Annotated in this window: 12 protein-coding genes; 6 read left to right on the top strand and 6 right to left on the bottom strand. The window is 70.1% G+C overall.

What is annotated here, in order from left to right; translation table 11 throughout:
• Positions 1 to 5: 5 nt before the first annotated feature.
• Together EV148_RS13525 and EV148_RS13520 are read left to right on the top strand one after the other, a co-directional pair.
• On the top strand, positions 6 to 668 hold the full coding sequence (locus EV148_RS13525) for a glutathione S-transferase family protein (RefSeq protein WP_131999124.1): 663 nt from the start codon (positions 6 to 8) through the stop codon (positions 666 to 668).
• The gene (locus EV148_RS13520; protein WP_131999122.1) at positions 668 to 1,588 is read left to right on the top strand and encodes a DMT family transporter; all 921 of its coding nucleotides are present in this window, start codon (positions 668 to 670) and stop codon (positions 1,586 to 1,588) included. The genes EV148_RS13525 and EV148_RS13520 overlap by 1 nt, the downstream gene beginning before the upstream one ends.
• A 695-nt stretch (positions 1,589 to 2,283) precedes the next feature.
• On the opposite strand, the gene EV148_RS13515 is transcribed toward EV148_RS13520, so the two are convergent.
• The 3 genes from EV148_RS13515 to fusA all read right to left on the bottom strand — a co-directional run bounded on the left by EV148_RS13515 (position 2,284) and on the right by fusA (position 6,169).
• On the bottom strand, positions 2,284 to 2,859 hold the full coding sequence (locus tag EV148_RS13515; protein WP_241988090.1) for an REP-associated tyrosine transposase: 576 nt from the start codon (positions 2,857 to 2,859) through the stop codon (positions 2,284 to 2,286).
• Between the two features lie 604 nt (positions 2,860 to 3,463).
• Positions 3,464 to 4,027, bottom strand: coding sequence for a hypothetical protein (locus EV148_RS13510; RefSeq protein WP_131999120.1), 564 nt, complete (start codon positions 4,025 to 4,027; stop codon positions 3,464 to 3,466).
• 90 nt (positions 4,028 to 4,117) lie between these two features.
• Positions 4,118 to 6,169 carry an elongation factor G gene (gene fusA / locus EV148_RS13505; protein WP_131999118.1) on the bottom strand — a complete coding sequence of 684 codons (2,052 nt, stop codon included), beginning with the start codon at positions 6,167 to 6,169 and terminating at the stop codon, positions 4,118 to 4,120.
• 296 nt (positions 6,170 to 6,465) lie between these two features.
• Here fusA and EV148_RS13500 point away from each other — a divergent pair, with 296 nt between their 5' ends.
• The 3 genes from EV148_RS13500 (at position 6,466) to EV148_RS13490 (ending at position 9,619) form a co-directional block, all read left to right on the top strand.
• Positions 6,466 to 7,185 carry an alpha/beta fold hydrolase gene (locus tag EV148_RS13500; protein ID WP_131999116.1) on the top strand — a complete coding sequence of 240 codons (720 nt, stop codon included), beginning with the start codon at positions 6,466 to 6,468 and terminating at the stop codon, positions 7,183 to 7,185.
• 139 nt (positions 7,186 to 7,324) lie between these two features.
• Entirely contained in the window at positions 7,325 to 8,053 is a 729-nt protein-coding gene (locus EV148_RS13495; RefSeq protein WP_158287468.1) for a hypothetical protein, read from the top strand.
• Between the two features lie 144 nt (positions 8,054 to 8,197).
• On the top strand, positions 8,198 to 9,619 hold the full coding sequence (locus EV148_RS13490; RefSeq protein ID WP_131999112.1) for a UbiA family prenyltransferase: 1,422 nt from the start codon (positions 8,198 to 8,200) through the stop codon (positions 9,617 to 9,619).
• Between the two features lie 141 nt (positions 9,620 to 9,760).
• Here the strand turns inward: EV148_RS13490 and EV148_RS13485 are convergent, their stop codons facing one another.
• The 3 genes from EV148_RS13485 to EV148_RS13475 all read right to left on the bottom strand — a co-directional run bounded on the left by EV148_RS13485 (position 9,761) and on the right by EV148_RS13475 (position 14,121).
• Entirely contained in the window at positions 9,761 to 12,022 is a 2,262-nt protein-coding gene (locus EV148_RS13485; RefSeq protein ID WP_158287467.1) for a xanthine dehydrogenase family protein molybdopterin-binding subunit, read from the bottom strand.
• The gene (locus EV148_RS13480) at positions 12,019 to 12,564 is read right to left on the bottom strand and encodes a (2Fe-2S)-binding protein (RefSeq protein WP_131999108.1); all 546 of its coding nucleotides are present in this window, start codon (positions 12,562 to 12,564) and stop codon (positions 12,019 to 12,021) included. The genes EV148_RS13485 and EV148_RS13480 overlap by 4 nt, the downstream gene beginning before the upstream one ends.
• A gap of 228 nt (positions 12,565 to 12,792) precedes the next feature.
• Positions 12,793 to 14,121 (bottom strand): amino acid permease, encoded by a 1,329-nt coding sequence (locus tag EV148_RS13475; protein ID WP_131999106.1) that lies wholly within the window; start codon positions 14,119 to 14,121, stop codon positions 12,793 to 12,795.
• Positions 14,122 to 14,501: 380 nt separating this feature from the next.
• On the opposite strand from EV148_RS13475, the gene EV148_RS18970 reads away from it, so the two are divergent.
• A complete protein-coding gene (locus EV148_RS18970; RefSeq protein ID WP_131999104.1) occupies positions 14,502 to 17,759 on the top strand; it encodes a PKD domain-containing protein in 3,258 nt (1,085 codons plus the stop codon).
• Positions 17,760 to 17,847 lie beyond the last annotated feature (88 nt).

Genomic DNA, 17,847 nt, shown 5'->3' with positions numbered 1-17,847 from the left:
TCCGCATGTCCACCCGGCCGTTGCTGATCATCGGCAACAAGAACTATTCGTCCTGGTCGCTCAGGCCCTGGTTGCTGCTGCGCCATCACGGCATCGCGTTCGACGAACACCGGCTGCTGCTCGACACGCCGGAGTTCGCGCGCGAGATCGGCGACTGGTCGCCCAATCGCAGCGTCCCCGCGCTGCGCCACGGCGGGCTCACCGTGTGGGACTCGATCGCGATCTGCGAGTACGTGAACGAGACGTTCCTCGATGGCGCCGGCTGGCCGCGCGACGCGGCGGCGCGCGCGGTCGCGCGCTCGGTCGCGGCCGAGATGCACTCGGGCTTCCGCGCGCTGCGCACGCGCATGCCGATGAATGCGCGGCGGCGCGTGGCGGACTTCGCCTACGGCGACGACGTGCGCGCCGAAATCGCGCGCGTGTTCGCGATCTGGCACGATTGCCGCGTGCGCTTCGGCGCGGGCGGTCCGTTCCTGTTCGGCGGATTCTCGATCGCCGATGCGATGTATGCACCGGTGGTGCTGCGCTTCCTCACCTACGGCGTCGCGATCGAGCCCGCGCTGCGGCCGTGGGTCGACGCGTTGCTCGCACTGCCGGCGATGCAGGAGTGGCTGCGCGACGGCGCGGCCGAGAGCGAAGTCCTCGCGGCGACCGAGGCGGTCGCCTGATGCACGGCACCCACGAGCTGCCGCGCCGCGCGCTGCTGCAGATGATCGTCGGCGCGGTCGCGATCAGCACGACGAGCCTGTTCGTCAAGATCGCCCATGTCGGCCCGACGATGTCGGGCTTCTATCGCATGGGGTTCGGCGGTCTCATGCTGCTCGGCGGCCTCGTCGCGCTCGGCCAGTGGCGGCGGCTGCGCCTCGCCGAGGTCGGCTGGCTGCTCGTTCCGGGCGCCGCGTTCGCGATCGATCTCGTCATGTGGCACCGGAGCATCCTCTACGTCGGCCCGGGGCTCGCGACCCTGCTCGGCAACTTCCAGGTGTTCCTGATGGCGCTCGCCGGATGGCTCATCTATCGCGAACGGCTCGGCTGGCATTTCCTCGCCGGCATCGTGCTCGCATTCGTCGGGCTGTACCTCCTGGTCGGTCTCGACTGGTCGGCGGTCGGCGCGCAGTATCGTCTCGGCGTCGTACTCGGCGCCGTCACCGGCGTCGCCTACGCGGTGTACATGCTGTCGACGCGGCACGCGCAGCGCGCGGGGCACGTGAAGCTCGCGCCGGCGCAACTGCTGTGCGTAAGTTCGTTGCTCAGCGCGGTCGTGCTCGGTGTCGTCGCCGCGGCGGAAGGCGAGTCGTTCGTGATCCCCGACGCGCAGAGCTGGTCCGCGCTGCTCGGTCTCGCCTTCTTCGGCCAGGTATTCGGCTGGGTCCTGCTCACGCGCGCGATGCCGCAACTGCCGGCGTCGACGATCGGCCTGCTGCTCCTGCTGCAACCCGCGCTCAGCTTCATCCTCGACGTGCTGCTGTTCGCGCGCCCGACGCGCACGCTCGACTGGGTCGGCGTCGCGCTGTCCCTGCTCGGCATCTTCATCGGCTCGTACCGCTCCGCAGCCCGCGCCCCCACCGCACGGCACATGCCCGCCTAGGGCGGTACGCGCAACGCGCGTGCCGCCGCAACCTCGCGGTGTGTTCGAACAGGGCGACGTGGCGCGGCGGGACTCGCCGCTGCGCGGCTCGACCCGCCCTACATGGTTACCGATGCGCACATGCCCGCGTAGGGCGGTACGCGCAACGCGCGTGCCGCCGCAACCCCGCGGTGCGTTCGAACAGCGCGACGTGGCGCGGCGGGACTCGCCGCTTCGCGGCTCGACCCGCCCTACAGGTTTGCCGATGCGCACACGCCCGCGTAGGGCGGTACGCGCAACGCGCGTGCCGCCGCAACCTCGCGGTGTGTTCGAACAGGGCGACGTGGGGCGGCGGGACTCGCCGCTTCGCGGCTCGGCCCGCCCTACGTGGTTACCGATGCGCACATGCCCGCGTAGGGCGGTACGCGCAGCGCGCGTGCCGCCGCAACCCCGCGGTGCGTTCGAACAGCGCGACGTGGCGCGGCGGGACTCGCCGCTTCGCGGCTCGACCCGCCCTACGTGGTTACCGATGCGCACATGCACGCGTAGGGCGGTACGCGCAGCGCGCGTGCCGCCGCAACCCCGCGGTGCGCACGCACATCGCGGCGGCCGCGGCGGGACTCGCCGCTGCGCGGCTCGACCCGCCCTACATGGTTACCGATGCGCACATGCCCGGTAGGGCGGTACGCGCGGAGCGCGTGCCGCCGCGCCGTGCATCACGGCTCGGAGTCATCGCGCTTTCGGCACGCGATTCGTGCATGCGCGATGTATCGCCGGATCGACGAATACGGCCAGTCGATCGCGTCCCGCACGAAACCATGCTTCACGGGATTGCGGTGCACGTAGTCCGCGTGCGTCTCGAAATCGCGTTCGTCGCGGATCGCGTGTTCCCAGAACCGTGGTTGCCAAACCTGGCCGAGCGCGGGTTCCACTCGCCGAACCGCACGGGAGAATCGCTCCTTGATGAGCTTCCACCGCCCGGAGAAATCGCAATCGCCGGGCGGCAGCGTCCAGATCGCGTGCAGGTGCTCAGGCAGCAGGACGATCGCTCGCGTTTCGAAAGGATGGCCGCGTGCCGTCTCGGCGTATGCGGCGCGCAGCAGATCGATGTGTGACAACAGCAGCGTGAGCCGGCGATCGGCGAGCGCGACCGTGAAGAAGTACGTGCCGCCGGGTATCAGCGCGCGTCGATAGTTCGGCATGGGGCGACCTTGCGCGATGCCGGAGGAAGAAACAGCCGACCATCCTCGCAAGGGCTCGTACGAAATCGCGGACAAAGGCGATACGCGCAAGCGCGCACTTCCGCGATCGCGCAATGCATTCGATCATCGCGGCGTGGCGCGGCGGGGCTCGCCGCTGCGCGGCTCGACCCGCCCTACGTGGTTACCGATGCGCACATGCCCGCGTAGGGCGGTACGCGCAACGCGCGTGCCGCCGCAACCTCGCGGTGTGTTCGAACAGGGCGACGTGGCGCGGCGGGACTCGCCGCTGCGCGGCTCGACCCGCCCTACAGGTTTGCCGATGCGCGTAGGGCGGTACGCGCAACGCGCGTGCCGCCGCAACCCCGCGGTGCGCACGCACATTGCGGCGGGACGCGGCGGGACTCGCCGCTTCGCGGCTCGACCCGCCCTACAGGTTTGCCGATGCGCGTAGGGCGGTACGCGCAACGCGCGTGCCGCCGCAAACCCGCGGTGCGCACGCACATTGCGGCGGTGCGCGGCGGGACTCGCCGCTTCGCGGCTCGACCCGCCCTACGTGGTTACCGATGCGCACATGCCCGCGTAGGGCGGTACGCGCAACGCGCGTGCCGCCGCAATCACGCGATGCGTTCGAACATCGCGGCGTGCACGGCGGGACTCGCCGCTGGCGGCTCGACCCGCCCTACATGCGCGATCCTTACCGTGGCCACAACCACGCGAACGCCGCCGCGGTCGCGAGTGCGTAGAGGATGCCGTCGAGCGTGTCCTTGGCGACGGCGCCCCAGGGCTGGCCCCACCAGATGCCCTGGATGAACGCGCCGAAGCCGTAGGCCATGAACGCCGCGGTGCCGGTCACGCGGAAGACGAGTGCGAACGGGCTGCCGGCGGCGAGCGTGTGCGCGCCGAGGTAGGCGCAGAACAGCGCGATCACGAGACAGAGCACGAACCATTGCAGCAGCGGCTTGCCCATGCCCGGCTCGGCGCCGGCGCGCAGGATGAACTTGCCGGTCGGTCCCTCGCGGAACTTCGCGAGCATCTCGGGCTTGGCGAAATCCTTCATGTCCTTGCAGTACGGCAGCATGTGGATGCCCGGCGTCGGGTTGCCCTTGCGGATGGCGGCGAGCACTTCGTCTTCGTTGCCGAAGCCGCGGTAGTCGGACAGGTGCCACTTGAAAACCATGTGGACGAGGCTGCTCACGACGAACACGGCCACGGCGGCGACGAGGATCGGAAGCCACAGCTGCACGAGCGAAATCGTCATTGCGTAACTCCCCGGGTGGAGGTGACGGAAGCGTCGCGCGCACGCGGGCGCGCGACGATGGTACGGGTAGCGATGCGCGGCCGGCGCGGATCAGTCCTCGTCCGGACGCGGCTTGTACGCCTCGGTGAGCTGCTTCTGCACCTGCGGAGGCACCGGCTCGTAGTGGCTGAACTCGATCGCGTAGCGGCCCTGGCCGCCGGTCATCGCCTTGAGTTCGGTCTGGTAGTCGGTGACCTCGGCGAGCGGCACCTGCGCCTTGATGATGATCTCGCCGCCGCGCAGCGAATCGGTGCCGTTGATGCGCGCGCGCTTGCCGGCGAGGCCGCCGGTGACGTCGCCCATGTGCGCGTTCGGCACGGTCACGTCGAGGTTGACGATCGGCTCGAGCACCTGCGGCCGCGCCTTCGCGATCGCGTCGAGGAACGCCTTCTTGCCGGCGGCGATGAACGCGACTTCCTTCGAGTCGACCGCGTGGTATTTCCCGTCGTAGACGGTCACCTTGACGTCCTGCAACTGGTAGCCGGCGATCGCGCCGTGCTCGAGCACCTGGCGCACGCCCTTCTCGATCGCGGGCAGGAACTGGCCGGGGATCGTGCCGCCCTTGATCTCGTCGGCGAACTCGAAGCCGGCGCCGCGCGGCAGCGGCTCGATGCGCAGGAACACTTCGCCGAACTGGCCGGCGCCTCCGGTCTGCTTCTTGTGCCGGTGATGGCCTTCGGCCTTGGCGGCGACCGTTTCGCGGTAGGCGATGCGTGGCGGCCGCGTCGTCACCTCGACGCCGTAGCGCTCCTTCATGCGATCGAGCATGAGCTTCAAATGCAGGTCGGAGAGGCCGCGGATGATCGTTTCGTTGAGTTCCTTGTTGTGCTCGACGCGGAAGCACGGGTCTTCCTCGCTGAGCCGCGCGAGCGCCGAACTCAGCTTCTGCTCCTGGCCCTTGTGCGCGGGCTGCACGGCGAGGCCGAACATCGGTTGCGGGAAGTCGAGCGGCTTGAGGTGGATCTGGTCCTCGTCGTGCGAATCGTGCAGCACCGCGTCGAAATGGATCTCCTCGACCTTCGCGATCGCGGCGATGTCACCGGGGATCGCCTGCTCGATCTCGACGTGGTCCTTGCCCTTGAGCTTGAACAGGTGGCCGACCTTGAACGGCTTCTTGCCGTCGTCGATGAACAGCTGCGTGTCCTTCCTCACCGTGCCCTGGTAGACGCGGAACACGCTGAGCTTGCCGACGAAGGGGTCATTGACGATCTTGAACACGTCGGCGATCACGTGCTTCCTCGGGTCCGGCTCGGCCTCGATGCGCTGCGCGTCGGCGCCGCGGCCCTTCTCGAACGGCGGCGGATTGCCTTCCTTCGGGTTCGGCAGCAACTTTTCCGCGAGCTGCAGCAGCTCCCTGACGCCGGCGCCGCTGCGCGCGGACACGAAGCAGATCGGCACGAGATGGCCTTCGCGCAGGCACTGCTCGAACGCGTCGTGCAGTTCCTGGCCGGACAGGCCGGCCTCGCCGTCGTCGAGGTAGTGGCCCATCACCGTCTCGTTGACCTCGACTACCTGGTCGATGATGTGCTGGTGCGCGTCGGCGACCGAGGAGAAGTCGACGCCGTCGCCCTGCGGCTGGAAGAAGCAGTCGACCACCGTCGTGCCCTTGCCAGCGGGCAGGTTGATCGGCAGGCACTCGCTGCCGAATTCGTCGCGCAGCATCTCGACCACGCCCTCGAGGTCGACGCCTTCGTGGTCGATCTTGTTGACGATGAGTACGCGGCACAGGCCGCGCTCCTTCGCGCGCTCCATCAGGCGACGCGTCGAATGCGCGACGCCGCTGGTCGCGTCGATGACGATCGCGCAGGTTTCCACCGCGGCGAGCGCCGACAGCGTGGGGCCGCGGAATTCCGGGAATCCGGGCGTGTCGACGAGGTTGACGTGCACTTCACCGGCATCGATCGAGGCGATCGAGGCCGCCATCGAATGCTTGCGCTCCCTTTCCATCGGGTCGTGGTCGGACACGGTCGTGCCCTTTTCGACGGAGCCTGCCGTCTGGATCGCGCCGCCGGCATGCAGCAGGGCTTCGAACAGCGTGGTTTTGCCGGCGCCCGCTTGGCCTGCGAGCGCGATGTTCCGGATGCCATCGGTGGTATACGACATGAGCAGGCCTCCTGTTGGTGCGCAGGCGAATCCATCGTGGATCCGCCGCGCTCGCCGGCCGGCGCATGGCCGGCACGGCACCGCCGCGCACCGGCGCCCGCCGGTCGCGGCGTGGGGGCCTCCTGCCCCCGGACGACCGCGCCCGAAACGGCGCGGCTCGAAGGCCGTCATGGTCGTCCGCACGACGTCGCGGCAGGACGGGCTGCACGCCATGCGGACGGTCATGGCGGAAGGCGTCGCGCGTCGGCGCGGCGCCGGCATAGACTTGACCTATCGTGGGACAGGGTCAAGTCGCAATGCGTGATGAACCGGGCAGCCCTGGTCGCGTCGTCTGCGTGCATGGCGCGGGCGGCGGCGGCTGGGAATGGGGCATTTGGGCACGCGGCCTGTCGATCGCGGGATTCGACGTGCTCGCGCCCGACCTCAAGCCCGCAGCCGGCGGCCTCGCGGCGACGCACCTGGACGACTACTGCCGCCAGGTCGCCGCATGGAGCCGCTCCGCGCGCGGCGCCCATCTCGTCGGCGCCAGCCTCGGTGGACTGCTTGCGCTCGCGGTCGCGCGCGCCGTGCGTGCGCGCGCGCTCGTGCTGGTCAACCCGATGCCGGGCGCGGGCCTGCCCGCGCGTGAAGAGCGCTCGCCGCCGGTGATCCCCTGGCGCAGCGCGCGCACGCTGCGCTCGACCCAGCAGGCGATGCCCGATGCGGACGATGCCGCGCGCCTGTATGCCTATCGCCGCTGGCGCGACGAGTCGGGCGCGGTGCTCGACGAGGCGCGCGCAGGCCTCGTCGTCGATCCGCCGGATTGCCCGGTGCTCGTCGTCGCGAGCGAGCACGATCTCGACGTGCCGGCCGAGTCGAGCCGTGCGCTCGCCGCGACGCTCGGCGCCGATTTCGAATGCATCCCCGGCGCGAGCCACGTCGGGCCACTGCTCGGCCGCAGCGCCGCGCGCACGGCCGAGCGCGTCGCGCAATGGTTGCGCACGCACCGGCGCACCGGCGCCGACGCGCGCGGGTGAGCGGTCGCCGCGCGCGCAGCGGCCGCGAGGCGGCGACGCAACCGGTGTTTAACCTCGCTTTAGCGCGGCGTCATTATCCTGCCGCGACGCATCCGGGCATCGACTCTTGACCTCGCAGCATCCTTCATCGCCGACGCCGATGCTGCCGCGCGCGGATCGCCGGCCGCCGACCCTGCACGAACCCGCACGCCTGCGCTTCGCGGGCGACGGACTGCCATGGCAGCGCAGCCTGCGCTGGGAGCTGCGGCCACGCCGCGACCGGCGCCTGCTCCTGCTCGGCGGGCTCATCGCGTTCGTGGTCACCCTTGTCGAAATCGTCGGCTTCGGCCTCGGCATGCGACCGTACCGCCATGCGCACCGCGCGCCGCAGGTCATCACGGTCAACCTCGTCGAACCACCGTGGGAGATGCCACCGCCTCCGCCCGAACCCGAACCGCCGATCGTCGCGCGGCCGAGCCGGATCGCGATTTCACCGCCCGAGGTGAAGGTGAAGGCACCGCCGCCGCGTCCCGAAGAATCGAGCGATGCGATGCGCGCGCGCATCGGCGAAGGCGGTGCAGTGGCCATGCCGCAGCTTTTCAATCCGGACGGTTCGATCCGCCTCGGCGGCAGTGCCACGCCGACCTTGCCGCAGGCGCCGAAGACCGAGCGCGAGGCGGCGCGGCAGGCGTGGGAGAAGATCGCCGAGCGCGGCAATCCCTTGCACTGCAAGAAGACGCGCTTCTCGCAGGCGTTCGCGCCGGACCAGTCACTCGGCGACAAGGTCGCCGGCAAGTACCTCAAGTGGGTCGGTCTCGCCGACCCGCAGGCGATCCGCCATCGCGCCGAGCAGCGTGCCGAGTCCGGCGGCTGCGAACCCGCCGACTAGGGCCACGCGCAGGGCGCTGCCATCGCTTGCGCATGCCCGTCACGCCGACGATCGCGGGGCGGCGGACCGCGCCTCTCGCGGCGACGTCGGCGCCGTGCGATCGGTTATCCTCGCCGCCCACCACCTCGGGAACGACCGCGCCGCATGCACGACCACGACGACGTCGCCTTGTGCGTGGATCTCGACGGCACGCTCGTCCACACCGACCTGCTGCACGAATCCGTGCTAGCGCTGCTGCGGCGCAATCCGCTGCTGCTGTTGCTGCTGCCGCTGTGGTTGCTGGGTGGCAAGGCGCGGCTCAAGCGCGAGGTCGCGCGCCGCACGCAGGTCGACGTGACCCTGCTGCCGTACGACGCGCGCGTGCTCGCGCTGCTGCGCGAAGCCGGCTCGCGGCCGCGCGTGCTGTGCAGCGCGTCGGACCAGGCCATCGTCGACGCGGTCGCCGCGCACGTCGGCGGCTTCGACGCGGCGCTCGGCAGCGACGGCGAAACCAACCTCGGCGGCGCTCGCAAGGCGCAGGTACTCGTCGCGCGGTACGGCGAGCGCGGCTTCGACTACGTCGGCGACGCCGCCGCGGACCTGCCGGTATGGGCCCGTGCGCGCCGCGCGATCACCGCCAACGCGTCGCCGCGCGTGCTCGCCCGCCTGCGCCGGATGCGCGCGCCCGATGCGGTGATCGAGCGCCGCGCAGGCGCGTGGCGCGCGGCGGTACGCGCATTGCGCCCGCACCAGTGGTCGAAGAACCTGCTCGTGTTCGTCGCCGCGGTCGCCGCGCATCGCATCTTCGAGCCGGCCGCCCTGTACGCGGCCACGCTCGCATTCGTCGCGTTCTGCCTGTGCGCGTCGGGTGCGTACGTGTTCAACGACCTCGTCGATCTCGACGCCGACCGCCGCCATCCGCGCAAGCGCGCGCGGCCATTCGCGGCGGGGCGCCTGCCGGTAGCCGGCGGGCTCGCCGCCGCGCTGCTGCTCGTGCTCGCCGCGTTCGCGCTCGCTTCGCTGCTGCCGCCGCGCTTCGTGCTCGTGCTCGGCCTGTACGCGGCGACGACGTTGGCCTATTCACTGCTGCTCAAGCGCATCGTGCTCGTCGACGTGGTCGTGCTCGCCGCCTTGTACACGCTGCGCATCGTCGCCGGCGCGGTCGCGATTCCGGTCGAGGCATCGGGCTGGTTCCTCGCCTTCGCGATGTGCCTGTTCCTCAGCCTGGCCCTGGTCAAGCGCTACGCCGAGGTCCATCGCATCGCCGCGAGCGCGCAGCAGAACGTCGCCGGCCGTGGCTATCGCACCGCCCATCTCGCCTGGATCGGCGGCTTCGGTGCCGTCGCCGCGGGCACGAGCCTGCTCGTGCTCGCGCTCTACGTCGACAGCACGAAGAGCGCCGCCCTGTATCGCCAGCCGCACTGGCTGTGGCTGCTGCTGCCGCTGCTCGGGGCATGGTTGTGGCGCGTATGGTCACTCGCGCGGCGCGGGCGCATGCACGAGGACCCGGTCGTGTTCGCGCTGACCGACGTGCCGAGCCTCGCCGTGCTCGCCGGGTTCATCGCCACGGTCGCGATGGCGGCCTGAGCGCGGGCCGCAGGGCGAGTCGAAGGGCCGTGCCACGGGCGCGTTTCGACCGCGCTCGCTGCGCGAGCTTCGCTCAGCGCGAACGGAACGTCGTGGTGTGCTCGCGAGCGAAGACGGTTGCTCCCACGAACAGCGCGCGTCTCAGAGCATCCGCATGAGTTCGGGCATCAGCGGCAGCTTGCGCACGCGCACCGTGGTCGCGGCGTAGACCGCGTTGGCGAGCGCCGGGGCGACGCTCGGCACGCCCATCTCGCCGGCGCCGACCGGGTCCGCGTCGGACGGCACGATCTCGACTTCGACGTGGCGTGGCGCCTGCGCCATGCGCAGCAGCGGATAGTCGGGAAAGTTGTGCTGCTGCACCTGGCCGTCCTTGACCGTGATCGCGAGGTGCAGCGCGGTCGACAGGCCGTCGATCGTGCCGCCCATCATCTGCGCCTCGACGCCGAGCGGGTTGATGACGCGGCCGACGTCGACGACGCAGACCGCGCGGTGGATGCGCAATTCGCGTCCCTCGACCGACACTTCGAAGGCGTGCGCGGTGTAGCCGCCGAACGTGAAGTGGCAGGCGATGCCGATGCCGTGGCCGTCGTCGCGTCGCTCGCCCCAGCCGATCTTCGCCGCGCAGCGGCGCAGCACTTCGGCGAGGCGGCCGGTGTCGAACTCGGGGCCGCCGTGGCCGGAGTAGGGGATCCTGCGCGGCTCGCCGAGCATCGCCAGGCGCAGCTTCACTGCGTCCTGCTTGCTCGCGATCGCGATCTCGTCGATGAAGCTCTGCACCGCGAACGCATGGAACGTGTGCAGCGGCGCGCGCCACCAGCCGCGCGGCATGCCCGACTCGACCGCGAAGAAGGTCTTCTCGAGGTTGCCGACGAGGCCGGCCGGGAAGTCGTCGGCCTCGAGGCAGCCGGTATTGATCGGGCGCTTGCGGCCACCGCCTTCGCGGTAGGGCCGGGGCGTCGCCGCGCAGCGATGGACCCAGCTGTTGACCTGCTTCCTGCGGTCGAGCGTGGCGAACAGCGCGTGCACGCCGTACGGGCGGTAGAAGTCGTGCTGGAGGTCGTCCTCGCGCGTCCACATGAGCTTGACCGGCCGGCCCGCCGCCTTCGCGACGAGCACGGCTTCCGCGACGTAGTCGTTCTCGAGGCGCCGGCCGAAGCCGCCGCCCGCGCGCGTCATGCGGATTTCGATGTCCTTGCGCGCGAGGCCGGTCATGCGCGCGATCATCGCCGACGCGCCGCCCGGGCTCTGCAGCGAGGCGACCAGTCGCGCGCTGTCCTGCTTGATTTCGATCAGCGCGGCTGGCGGTTCCATCGTCGCGTGCGCGAGGAACGGCACCTCGTAGCGTGCCTCGACCACGTTGCGCGCCTGCTTGCGTGCCTTGGCGAGGTCGCCGTCGCGGCGCACGCTGGTGCCGCCCTCGTCGCGGTCGAGCAGTTCGTTCGCGCGCGCGGCGAGGGCGCTGCTCGATTCGGCGCTCCACGGTCCCTGCTTCCATTTCACCTCGAGCAGTTCGCGCCCCTTGAGCGCGGCCCAGGTGTGCTCGGCGAGCACGGCCACGCCGCTCGCGAGCGGGCCGTCGAATGGCTCGCCCGGCTTCGGGCCGTCGATCGCGATCACGTCGACGACGCCGGCGACCTTGCGCGTCTCGCGGTCGTCGAACGATTCGAGCGTGCCGTCGAGATACGGGCAGCGCAGGATCACCGCGACGAGCGCGTCCGCGGCGTACTCGTCGATGCCGAAGCGGCTGCGCCCGATGACGATGTCGCGCGCGTCGACCACGCGCGTCGGCGTGCCGATGATGTGGAACTGCTCCGGCTTCTTCAGCGCGACCGGCTGCTCGGGCGGCGCGATCGCCGCCGCGCTGCGCGCGAGCGCGCCATAGGTGAGCTTGCGCCCGTCGGGGGCGAGGACCTCGCCCGATGCGGTGCGCAATTGCCCGGCCGGCAGGCTCCATTCCTTCGCGGCGGCCTGCACGAGCAGCCAGCGCGCGGTCGCGCCGGCGAGGCGCAGGTCCTTCCAGCCGTCCGACACGCTCGTGCTGCCGCCCGCGCCCTGGTCGCCGTAGCGGTTCGACGGGCCCTTGTCGGTCTCGACGTAGCCGTACGGCAGTTGCACGACGCGCACCTGCGACCAATCGACGTCGAGTTCCTCCGCGACGAGCATCGGCAGCGAGGTCATGACGCCTTGGCCGATCTCGCAGCCGCGCGCACCGATCACGATGTGGTTGTCGCGCTCGATGCGCACGAAGGGCCCGAGTTCGGTGAGATCGTCGCCGAGCAGTTCGGGCGGCACGCCCGGCGTCGGTGCCGCGACGGCATGGCGGAAGCCGACGACGAGCGCGCCGGCGGTGCCCAGCGAGATCGCGAGGAAGCGGCGCCGGCCCGCGTCGACGCGCGCGCTCACTTGCGTTCCCCCTGCATGAGTTCGGCCGCGCGCAGGATCGCCTTGCGGATGCGCGGATAGGTGCCGCAGCGGCAGAGGTTGCCGATCGACGCGATGTCGTCGTCGCCCGGCCTCGGCTTGCGCTTGAGCAGGTCGACCGCGGCCATGATCTGCCCGGCCTGGCAGTAGCCGCACTGCGCGACGTCCTCCTCGATCCACGCCTGCTGCACCGGATGCAGCGCCTCGCCCTCGAGGCCTTCGATGGTGGTGATCCGGTGCGTCGCCGCGGCGCTCATCGGCAGCACGCACGCGCGCATCGCCTTGCCGTCGAACAGCACCGTGCACGCGCCGCAGTTGCCGATGCCGCAGCCGAACTTCGTGCCGGTCAGGCGCAGGGTGTCGCGCAGGAACCAGAGCAGCGGCATCGTCGGGTCGCCGTCGTGGAAATACGGCTTGCCGTTGATCGTGACCTGCAGCGGTTCCCGCGGGCGCACGGGGCGCTTGGCGGGATCGGCCGCGGCGGCGTGGGCGGAATCGGCGGCGTGAGGGGGCTGCTCGGGCATCGTGCGTCTCCGTACCGCGCGGGAGCGTGTCCGCGCGCGTGTGATCGTCGCATTGTCGCACGGCGTTTCGCGCCTGCCGAGCATCGCTCCGGCGCAGCGAGCACCACGCTCGTCGCATCGGGTGGAGCGCGGAGGGCGGCTCGGGCGGGTGCGACGGGTCGAGCGCGAAGCGCGAGTCCCGCCGCGTCTCGCAAACCCTCGGCGGCACGCGCTTGCGCGCGTACCGCCCTACCGGGGCAGCAGGCGCCAGATGAAATAGACCGGCAACCCCGCGAGCGTGATCAGTGCACCCCAGCCGGCGTCGCCCGGGTGCTGCCAGATCGTCGTGCCGACGACGCCGGCGACGACGACGAGGAACACGATCGGCAGCAGCGGGTACCACGGCGTGCGGAACGTCACTGCATCGGTCGACGGATGGCGGCGGTACCAGAACAGCGTGGCGACGACCGCGGCCATGCCGAGCCAGTCGCCGACCGTGGAGTAGTTGAGCAGCTGGTCGAACGTGCCGGTCAGCGCGAGCACGCAGGCGGCGAATGCGAGCAGCAGCAGGGCGACGTTCGGCGAGCGCCAGCGTGGGTGCAGGCGGCCGGCGGAGCGGAAGAACACGCCGTCCGCGCCCATGACCTGGAACACGCGCGCGGCGCCGATCATCGAGATGTTGACGAAGCCGAGCGTCGAGATCGCGATGCCCGCGGCGATCACGCGCGCACCGGTTTCACCGAAGCCGTGGCGCATGACGTCGGCGGCCGGCGCCTTGCTCGCGGCGAGGCCGTCATGGCCGAGCACGGCGAGGTAGGCGAGGTTCGCGAGCAGGTAACAGAGGGCGACGAGCAGCATGCCGTAGATCAGTGCGCGCGGGATCGTGCGTTGCGGTTCGCGCACCTCGCCGGCGATGTCGTTGACGTAGTACCAGCCGCCGTACGAGAACAGCACCGGCATCAGCGCGCCGGCGAACGCGAACGGGCTGACCGGCCCCGCGGGTGCCGCCGGCGGAGGCGCGCCACGCACGGACAGGCCCACCGCGATGAGGATCGCGATCGCGGCGAGCTTGAGCACGGTCAGGACATTCTGCGTCAACGAGCCGGCACGGATGCCGAACCAGTTGATGCCGGCGAGGAATACGATCGTCGCGACCGCGTACGGCCGCGGATCGGCGAGCGTGACCCCGGCGGCCGCGGCGGCGTACTCGACGAACACGGTCGAGACCGCGGCGATGCTGCCGGAGTGGTTCACGACGAGCAGGTTCCAGCCGTAGACGAACGCGACGACGAGGCCGAACGCGTCACGCAAGTTCACATAGCCGCCGCCCGCGTTCGGCCGGCGCGTGCCCAGTTCCGCATAGCAGAGTGCGCCGATCAGTGCGATGACGCCGCCGACGCCCCAGGCGAGCAGCTGTTCGCCCGCCGAGCCGGTCTGGCGCGCGATCGACGCGGGCGTCAGGAAGATGCCCGAGCCGATGATGCCGCCGACCACGACCATCGCGGCGTCCCAGGCGTTCAGGCGGCGCGCGTAACCGACGGGGTGTGCCGTGGATCCGGCCGGAGCCGTGTCGTTCATGCCATGAGCCTCGTCGTGCCGGGGGCGTCGGCGGATCATGCCCGAGTCGCGCGCGATCGTCTGCCGTCGTTCGGGTCGGATGACCCGGCCCGCAACCCGTCATGCCGCGGCGCAATCCGGTTGACGCGGTCGGTCCGAGGTCCTAGATTGCCGCCCGCCTCCGGTCCCGGCAGCCTTGGCCCCGGACGGAGCGATCTCCCGCACACGGAAGCGATGCCCCGAGGGCGCCGGCGACGGCGGCCTCGGAGACATCAGGGGCTCGCATTGCATGTGGTGTTCTTGAAGGGGCGTGATCCGCGGGGAACACTTTTTCTTTTCATCGCACGCGTCGGTCGGCGCGTGCCAGGCGGCGCACACCGCCATCATCACCGGGAACTGCAATGAACGTGAACTCGATGCGCTGGGCCGTCTGCCTGATGCTCGGCATGCTGGCCACGCTGCCTGCGGCGGCGCGCGCCGGAGAAGAGGGTGAACACGACGACGCGACCGCGCGTCGCCGCGCGATGGCGCAGTGGTACAACGACGATTTCGCGGCGGGCGATGCCGGCCTCAGTCGCAAGCAGGTGCTGTTCTCGCCCGCGTACGAGCGCTTCCTCAACGAAGTGGCCAAGCGCGAGCGCGAACGGCACGCGGTGCTCATGCCGGCGAGCGGTACCTCCAACCCCGTCATCGATTCGCTCGCGCCGTTCGTCGCCGCGGCGAACGGCAGCTGGACCAACATCGGCCCGACCAGCGCGAACTTCGCGCAGAACGGCGGCACGCTCAACGTGACCGATGCAGGTCGCGTCAACGCGATCGTCACCGATCCTGCGAATGCAAACGTCGTCTACGTCGCCTTCTCCGGCGGCGGCGTCTGGAAGTCCACCGACGGTGGCCAGACCTGGGCGGCGAAGACCGAGACGCTCGGTTCGCTCTCGGTCGGTTCGCTCGAAATGGCGCCCGATGATGCCGATACCCTTTACCTCGGGCTCGGCGATCCGTTCGACGGCACCGGCATGGGCCTGGTCAAGTCGACCAACGGCGGAGACGACTGGAGCAACGTCGTCTATCTCGGCGACTCGACGATCATTCCCGACATCGAAGTCGCGCGCAGCGACAGCAACATCGTCCTTGCCGCGACCAATGCCGGCTTGTATCGCTCGACCAACGGTGGCGCGAGCTTCGGCAAGGTCACGATCGATCCGGCGTCGCCGACCGGCGATCCGTACGTGTGGACGATCACCTGGGGTGGCGGCACGACCTTCGTGCTGAGCCTCGAAGCCGACCCCGGCAACGCCAACTACCAGACCAACGGCCAGATCTGGCGCTCCACCGACAATGGCGCGACCTGGACGCGCTCGAGCGGCATCACCGACACCAACGGCATCACGCGCCTGGCCGTCGCTGCGGCGCCGTCCGACCGCAACATCATGTACGTCGAGGCGGCGAACAACAATTCCTACCTCGGTTCGGCGACCGACCTCGCCAACTTCTTCAAGTCCACCGACAACGGCGTGACCTGGACCGGCATCGGCAAGACCGGCGCGACGTACAAGACGTACACGAACACCAACAGCGAGTCGTCGTCGGTCAACACGCTGCTGAACGGCCAGGGCTGGTACAACCAGCTCGTGCTGGTCGATCCCGCGAACCCGAACGTCGCGTACTTCGGCGGCGCACTGCTCGCCGCGAAGACCGCCGACGGCGGCGCGACCTATTCGCAGGTGAGCAACTGGCTGGCGCGCTTCAGCCTGCCCTACGTGCATGCCGACTTCCATGCCGGCCACATCGCCGCGAACGGCGCGATCTACTTCGGCACCGACGGCGGCATCTTCCGCTCGATCAACAACGGCGCCAGCTTCACCGACACGCTCAACAAGGGCATCGCCTCGCACCTGATCTACCAGGTCGGTTCCTCGATCGCGAACCGCGATGCCGTGATCGCCGGCCTGCAGGACAACGGCACGCGCGTGCGCGTGGGCAACACGGCGGTGTTCAACCAGATCATCGGCGGCGACGGATTCGGCTGCAACGTCAACCGCTCCAATGCCAACCAGATGCTCGGCAGCCTCTACTACAGCCGCATCTACAAGAGCACCAACGGTGGCACGAGCTTCTCGAGCGCCTGCAGCGGCATCAGTGAATGCAACAACCCGAACACGGCGCCTTTCACCACGCGCATCGCCGAGTGGAAGGGCGACGCGACCGGCAACACCGTGTTCACCTTCAGCAACACCAAGGTCTACAAGAGCACGAACTATGCCGGGTCGTGGACCGCGCTCGGCACCAGCGGCTTGCCGACCAGCAACTTCGGGATCCGCAACATCGGCGTCGCGCGCAGCAGCGTGAACACCGTCGGCGTCGTCGCCACCTCGGGCCGCGCCTACATCACCACCAACGGCACGAACTGGACGCAGGTGGGCAATACCACGACGTTGCCGGGCAACGGGCTCAGCCTGTCGGCGATCAGCTTCGATCCGGCCAATGCGTCGATCGTCTACATCGCGTCCGTCGCGCCGGATGCCGCATCGAACCATCTGTGGCGCTCGACCAACGGTGGCAGCAGCTGGACCGCCATCGACGGCAACGCGTCGGGCTTCCCGCACGGCATCCCGGTGAACGACATCGTCGTCGACCCGCAGACGTCGAGCACGCTGTACGCGGCGACGCACCTCGGCGTGTACGTCTCCGACGACAGCGGCGCGACCTGGACGCGCTACGGCGCCGGCATGCCGCTCGTGAACGTCACCGGTCTCTACGTCGCCGAGGATCGCAGCCTCGTGCGCGCCGCGACGTTCGGCCGCTCCGCGTGGGAGTTCGTGCCCGAGGGCAACGTCGCGCCCATCGCCGATTTCAGCTTCACCACCAGTGGCCTTACCGCGAACTTCACCGATGCGTCGACCGACAGCGACGGCACGATCGCCACGCGTTCGTGGAACTTCGGTGATGGCAGCCCGCCCTCGACGGCGACCAACCCGAGCCACACCTATGCGACGGGCGGTTCGTACACCGTCACGCTCACCGTCACCGACGACGACAGTGCCAGCGGCAGCACCAGCAAGACCGTCGTGGTGACGGCGCCCACGTTCACGGTCACGCCGACTTCGAGCGGCAATGGCACGATCTCGCCCGACACGCCGCAGACGGTCGCGAGCGGCGCGACCACGGCGTTCGTGCTGACGCCGGCGGCCGGTTACCACGTCGCCCCGGTCACGGGTTCCTGCCCGGCCGGCACGTTGAACGGCACGACCTACACGACCGGTGCGATCAGTGCGAACTGCAGCGTGATCGCGAACTTCGCGCCGAACGTCGCCGACCATCTCGTGCTCGGCGCGGTCGCGGACGTGGAGCAGGGCGGTGGCATGGGTCCGGTGACGGTGTCGATCGTCGACGCTGGCGGCAACGTCGTTACCACCGATTCGACCTCGCAGGTCACGCTCTCGACCGCCGCATGCGGCGGCTCGATCGTGCTCGGCCAGGCGACGGCGAGCCAGGGCGTCGCGAGCTTCCCGGCCAACGTGGCGAAGCGCTTCTACACGCTCGCGACCGGCAAGGTGTTGGGAGCGCAGAGCGGAAACCTCACCGGCAGCACGACGTTCGATGTCGTCGTCGGTGGCGAGTTCCTGTTTGCCGACGACTTCGAGGACTGCCGCCTCTGAGCGGTCGTCGCTGCAAGGGCGTCGCGGCGCGCAAGCCGTTCGACGCCCCGGCCCGGCGGACGCCTGTCCGCCGGCTGCATTCGTCCGG

It is taken from the genome of Dokdonella fugitiva, assembly GCF_004342425.1.
GTDB classification, from domain to species: domain Bacteria; phylum Pseudomonadota; class Gammaproteobacteria; order Xanthomonadales; family Rhodanobacteraceae; genus Dokdonella_A; species Dokdonella_A fugitiva.
Note: the sequence above shows the minus strand (reverse complement) of the source record. Positions and strands in the feature narration are given on the sequence as shown.

Bases quoted from the DNA above. Each gene is read 5' to 3' on its own strand.
- EV148_RS13490 (WP_131999112.1), top strand. From the start codon at position 8,198: ATGCACGACCACGACGACGTCGCCTTGTGCGTGGATCTCGACGGCACG.
- EV148_RS13500 (WP_131999116.1), top strand. From the start codon at position 6,466: ATGCGTGATGAACCGGGCAGCCCTGGTCGCGTCGTCTGCGTGCATGGC.
- EV148_RS18970 (WP_131999104.1), top strand. From the start codon at position 14,502: ATGAACGTGAACTCGATGCGCTGGGCCGTCTGCCTGATGCTCGGCATG.
- EV148_RS13510 (WP_131999120.1), bottom strand. From the start codon at position 4,027: ATGACGATTTCGCTCGTGCAGCTGTGGCTTCCGATCCTCGTCGCCGCC.
- EV148_RS13475 (WP_131999106.1), bottom strand. From the start codon at position 14,121: ATGAACGACACGGCTCCGGCCGGATCCACGGCACACCCCGTCGGTTAC.
- EV148_RS13520 (WP_131999122.1), top strand. From the start codon at position 668: ATGCACGGCACCCACGAGCTGCCGCGCCGCGCGCTGCTGCAGATGATC.
- EV148_RS13480 (WP_131999108.1), bottom strand. From the start codon at position 12,564: ATGCCCGAGCAGCCCCCTCACGCCGCCGATTCCGCCCACGCCGCCGCG.
- fusA (WP_131999118.1), bottom strand. From the start codon at position 6,169: ATGTCGTATACCACCGATGGCATCCGGAACATCGCGCTCGCAGGCCAA.
- EV148_RS13495 (WP_158287468.1), top strand. From the start codon at position 7,325: ATGCTGCCGCGCGCGGATCGCCGGCCGCCGACCCTGCACGAACCCGCA.
- EV148_RS13525 (WP_131999124.1), top strand. From the start codon at position 6: ATGTCCACCCGGCCGTTGCTGATCATCGGCAACAAGAACTATTCGTCC.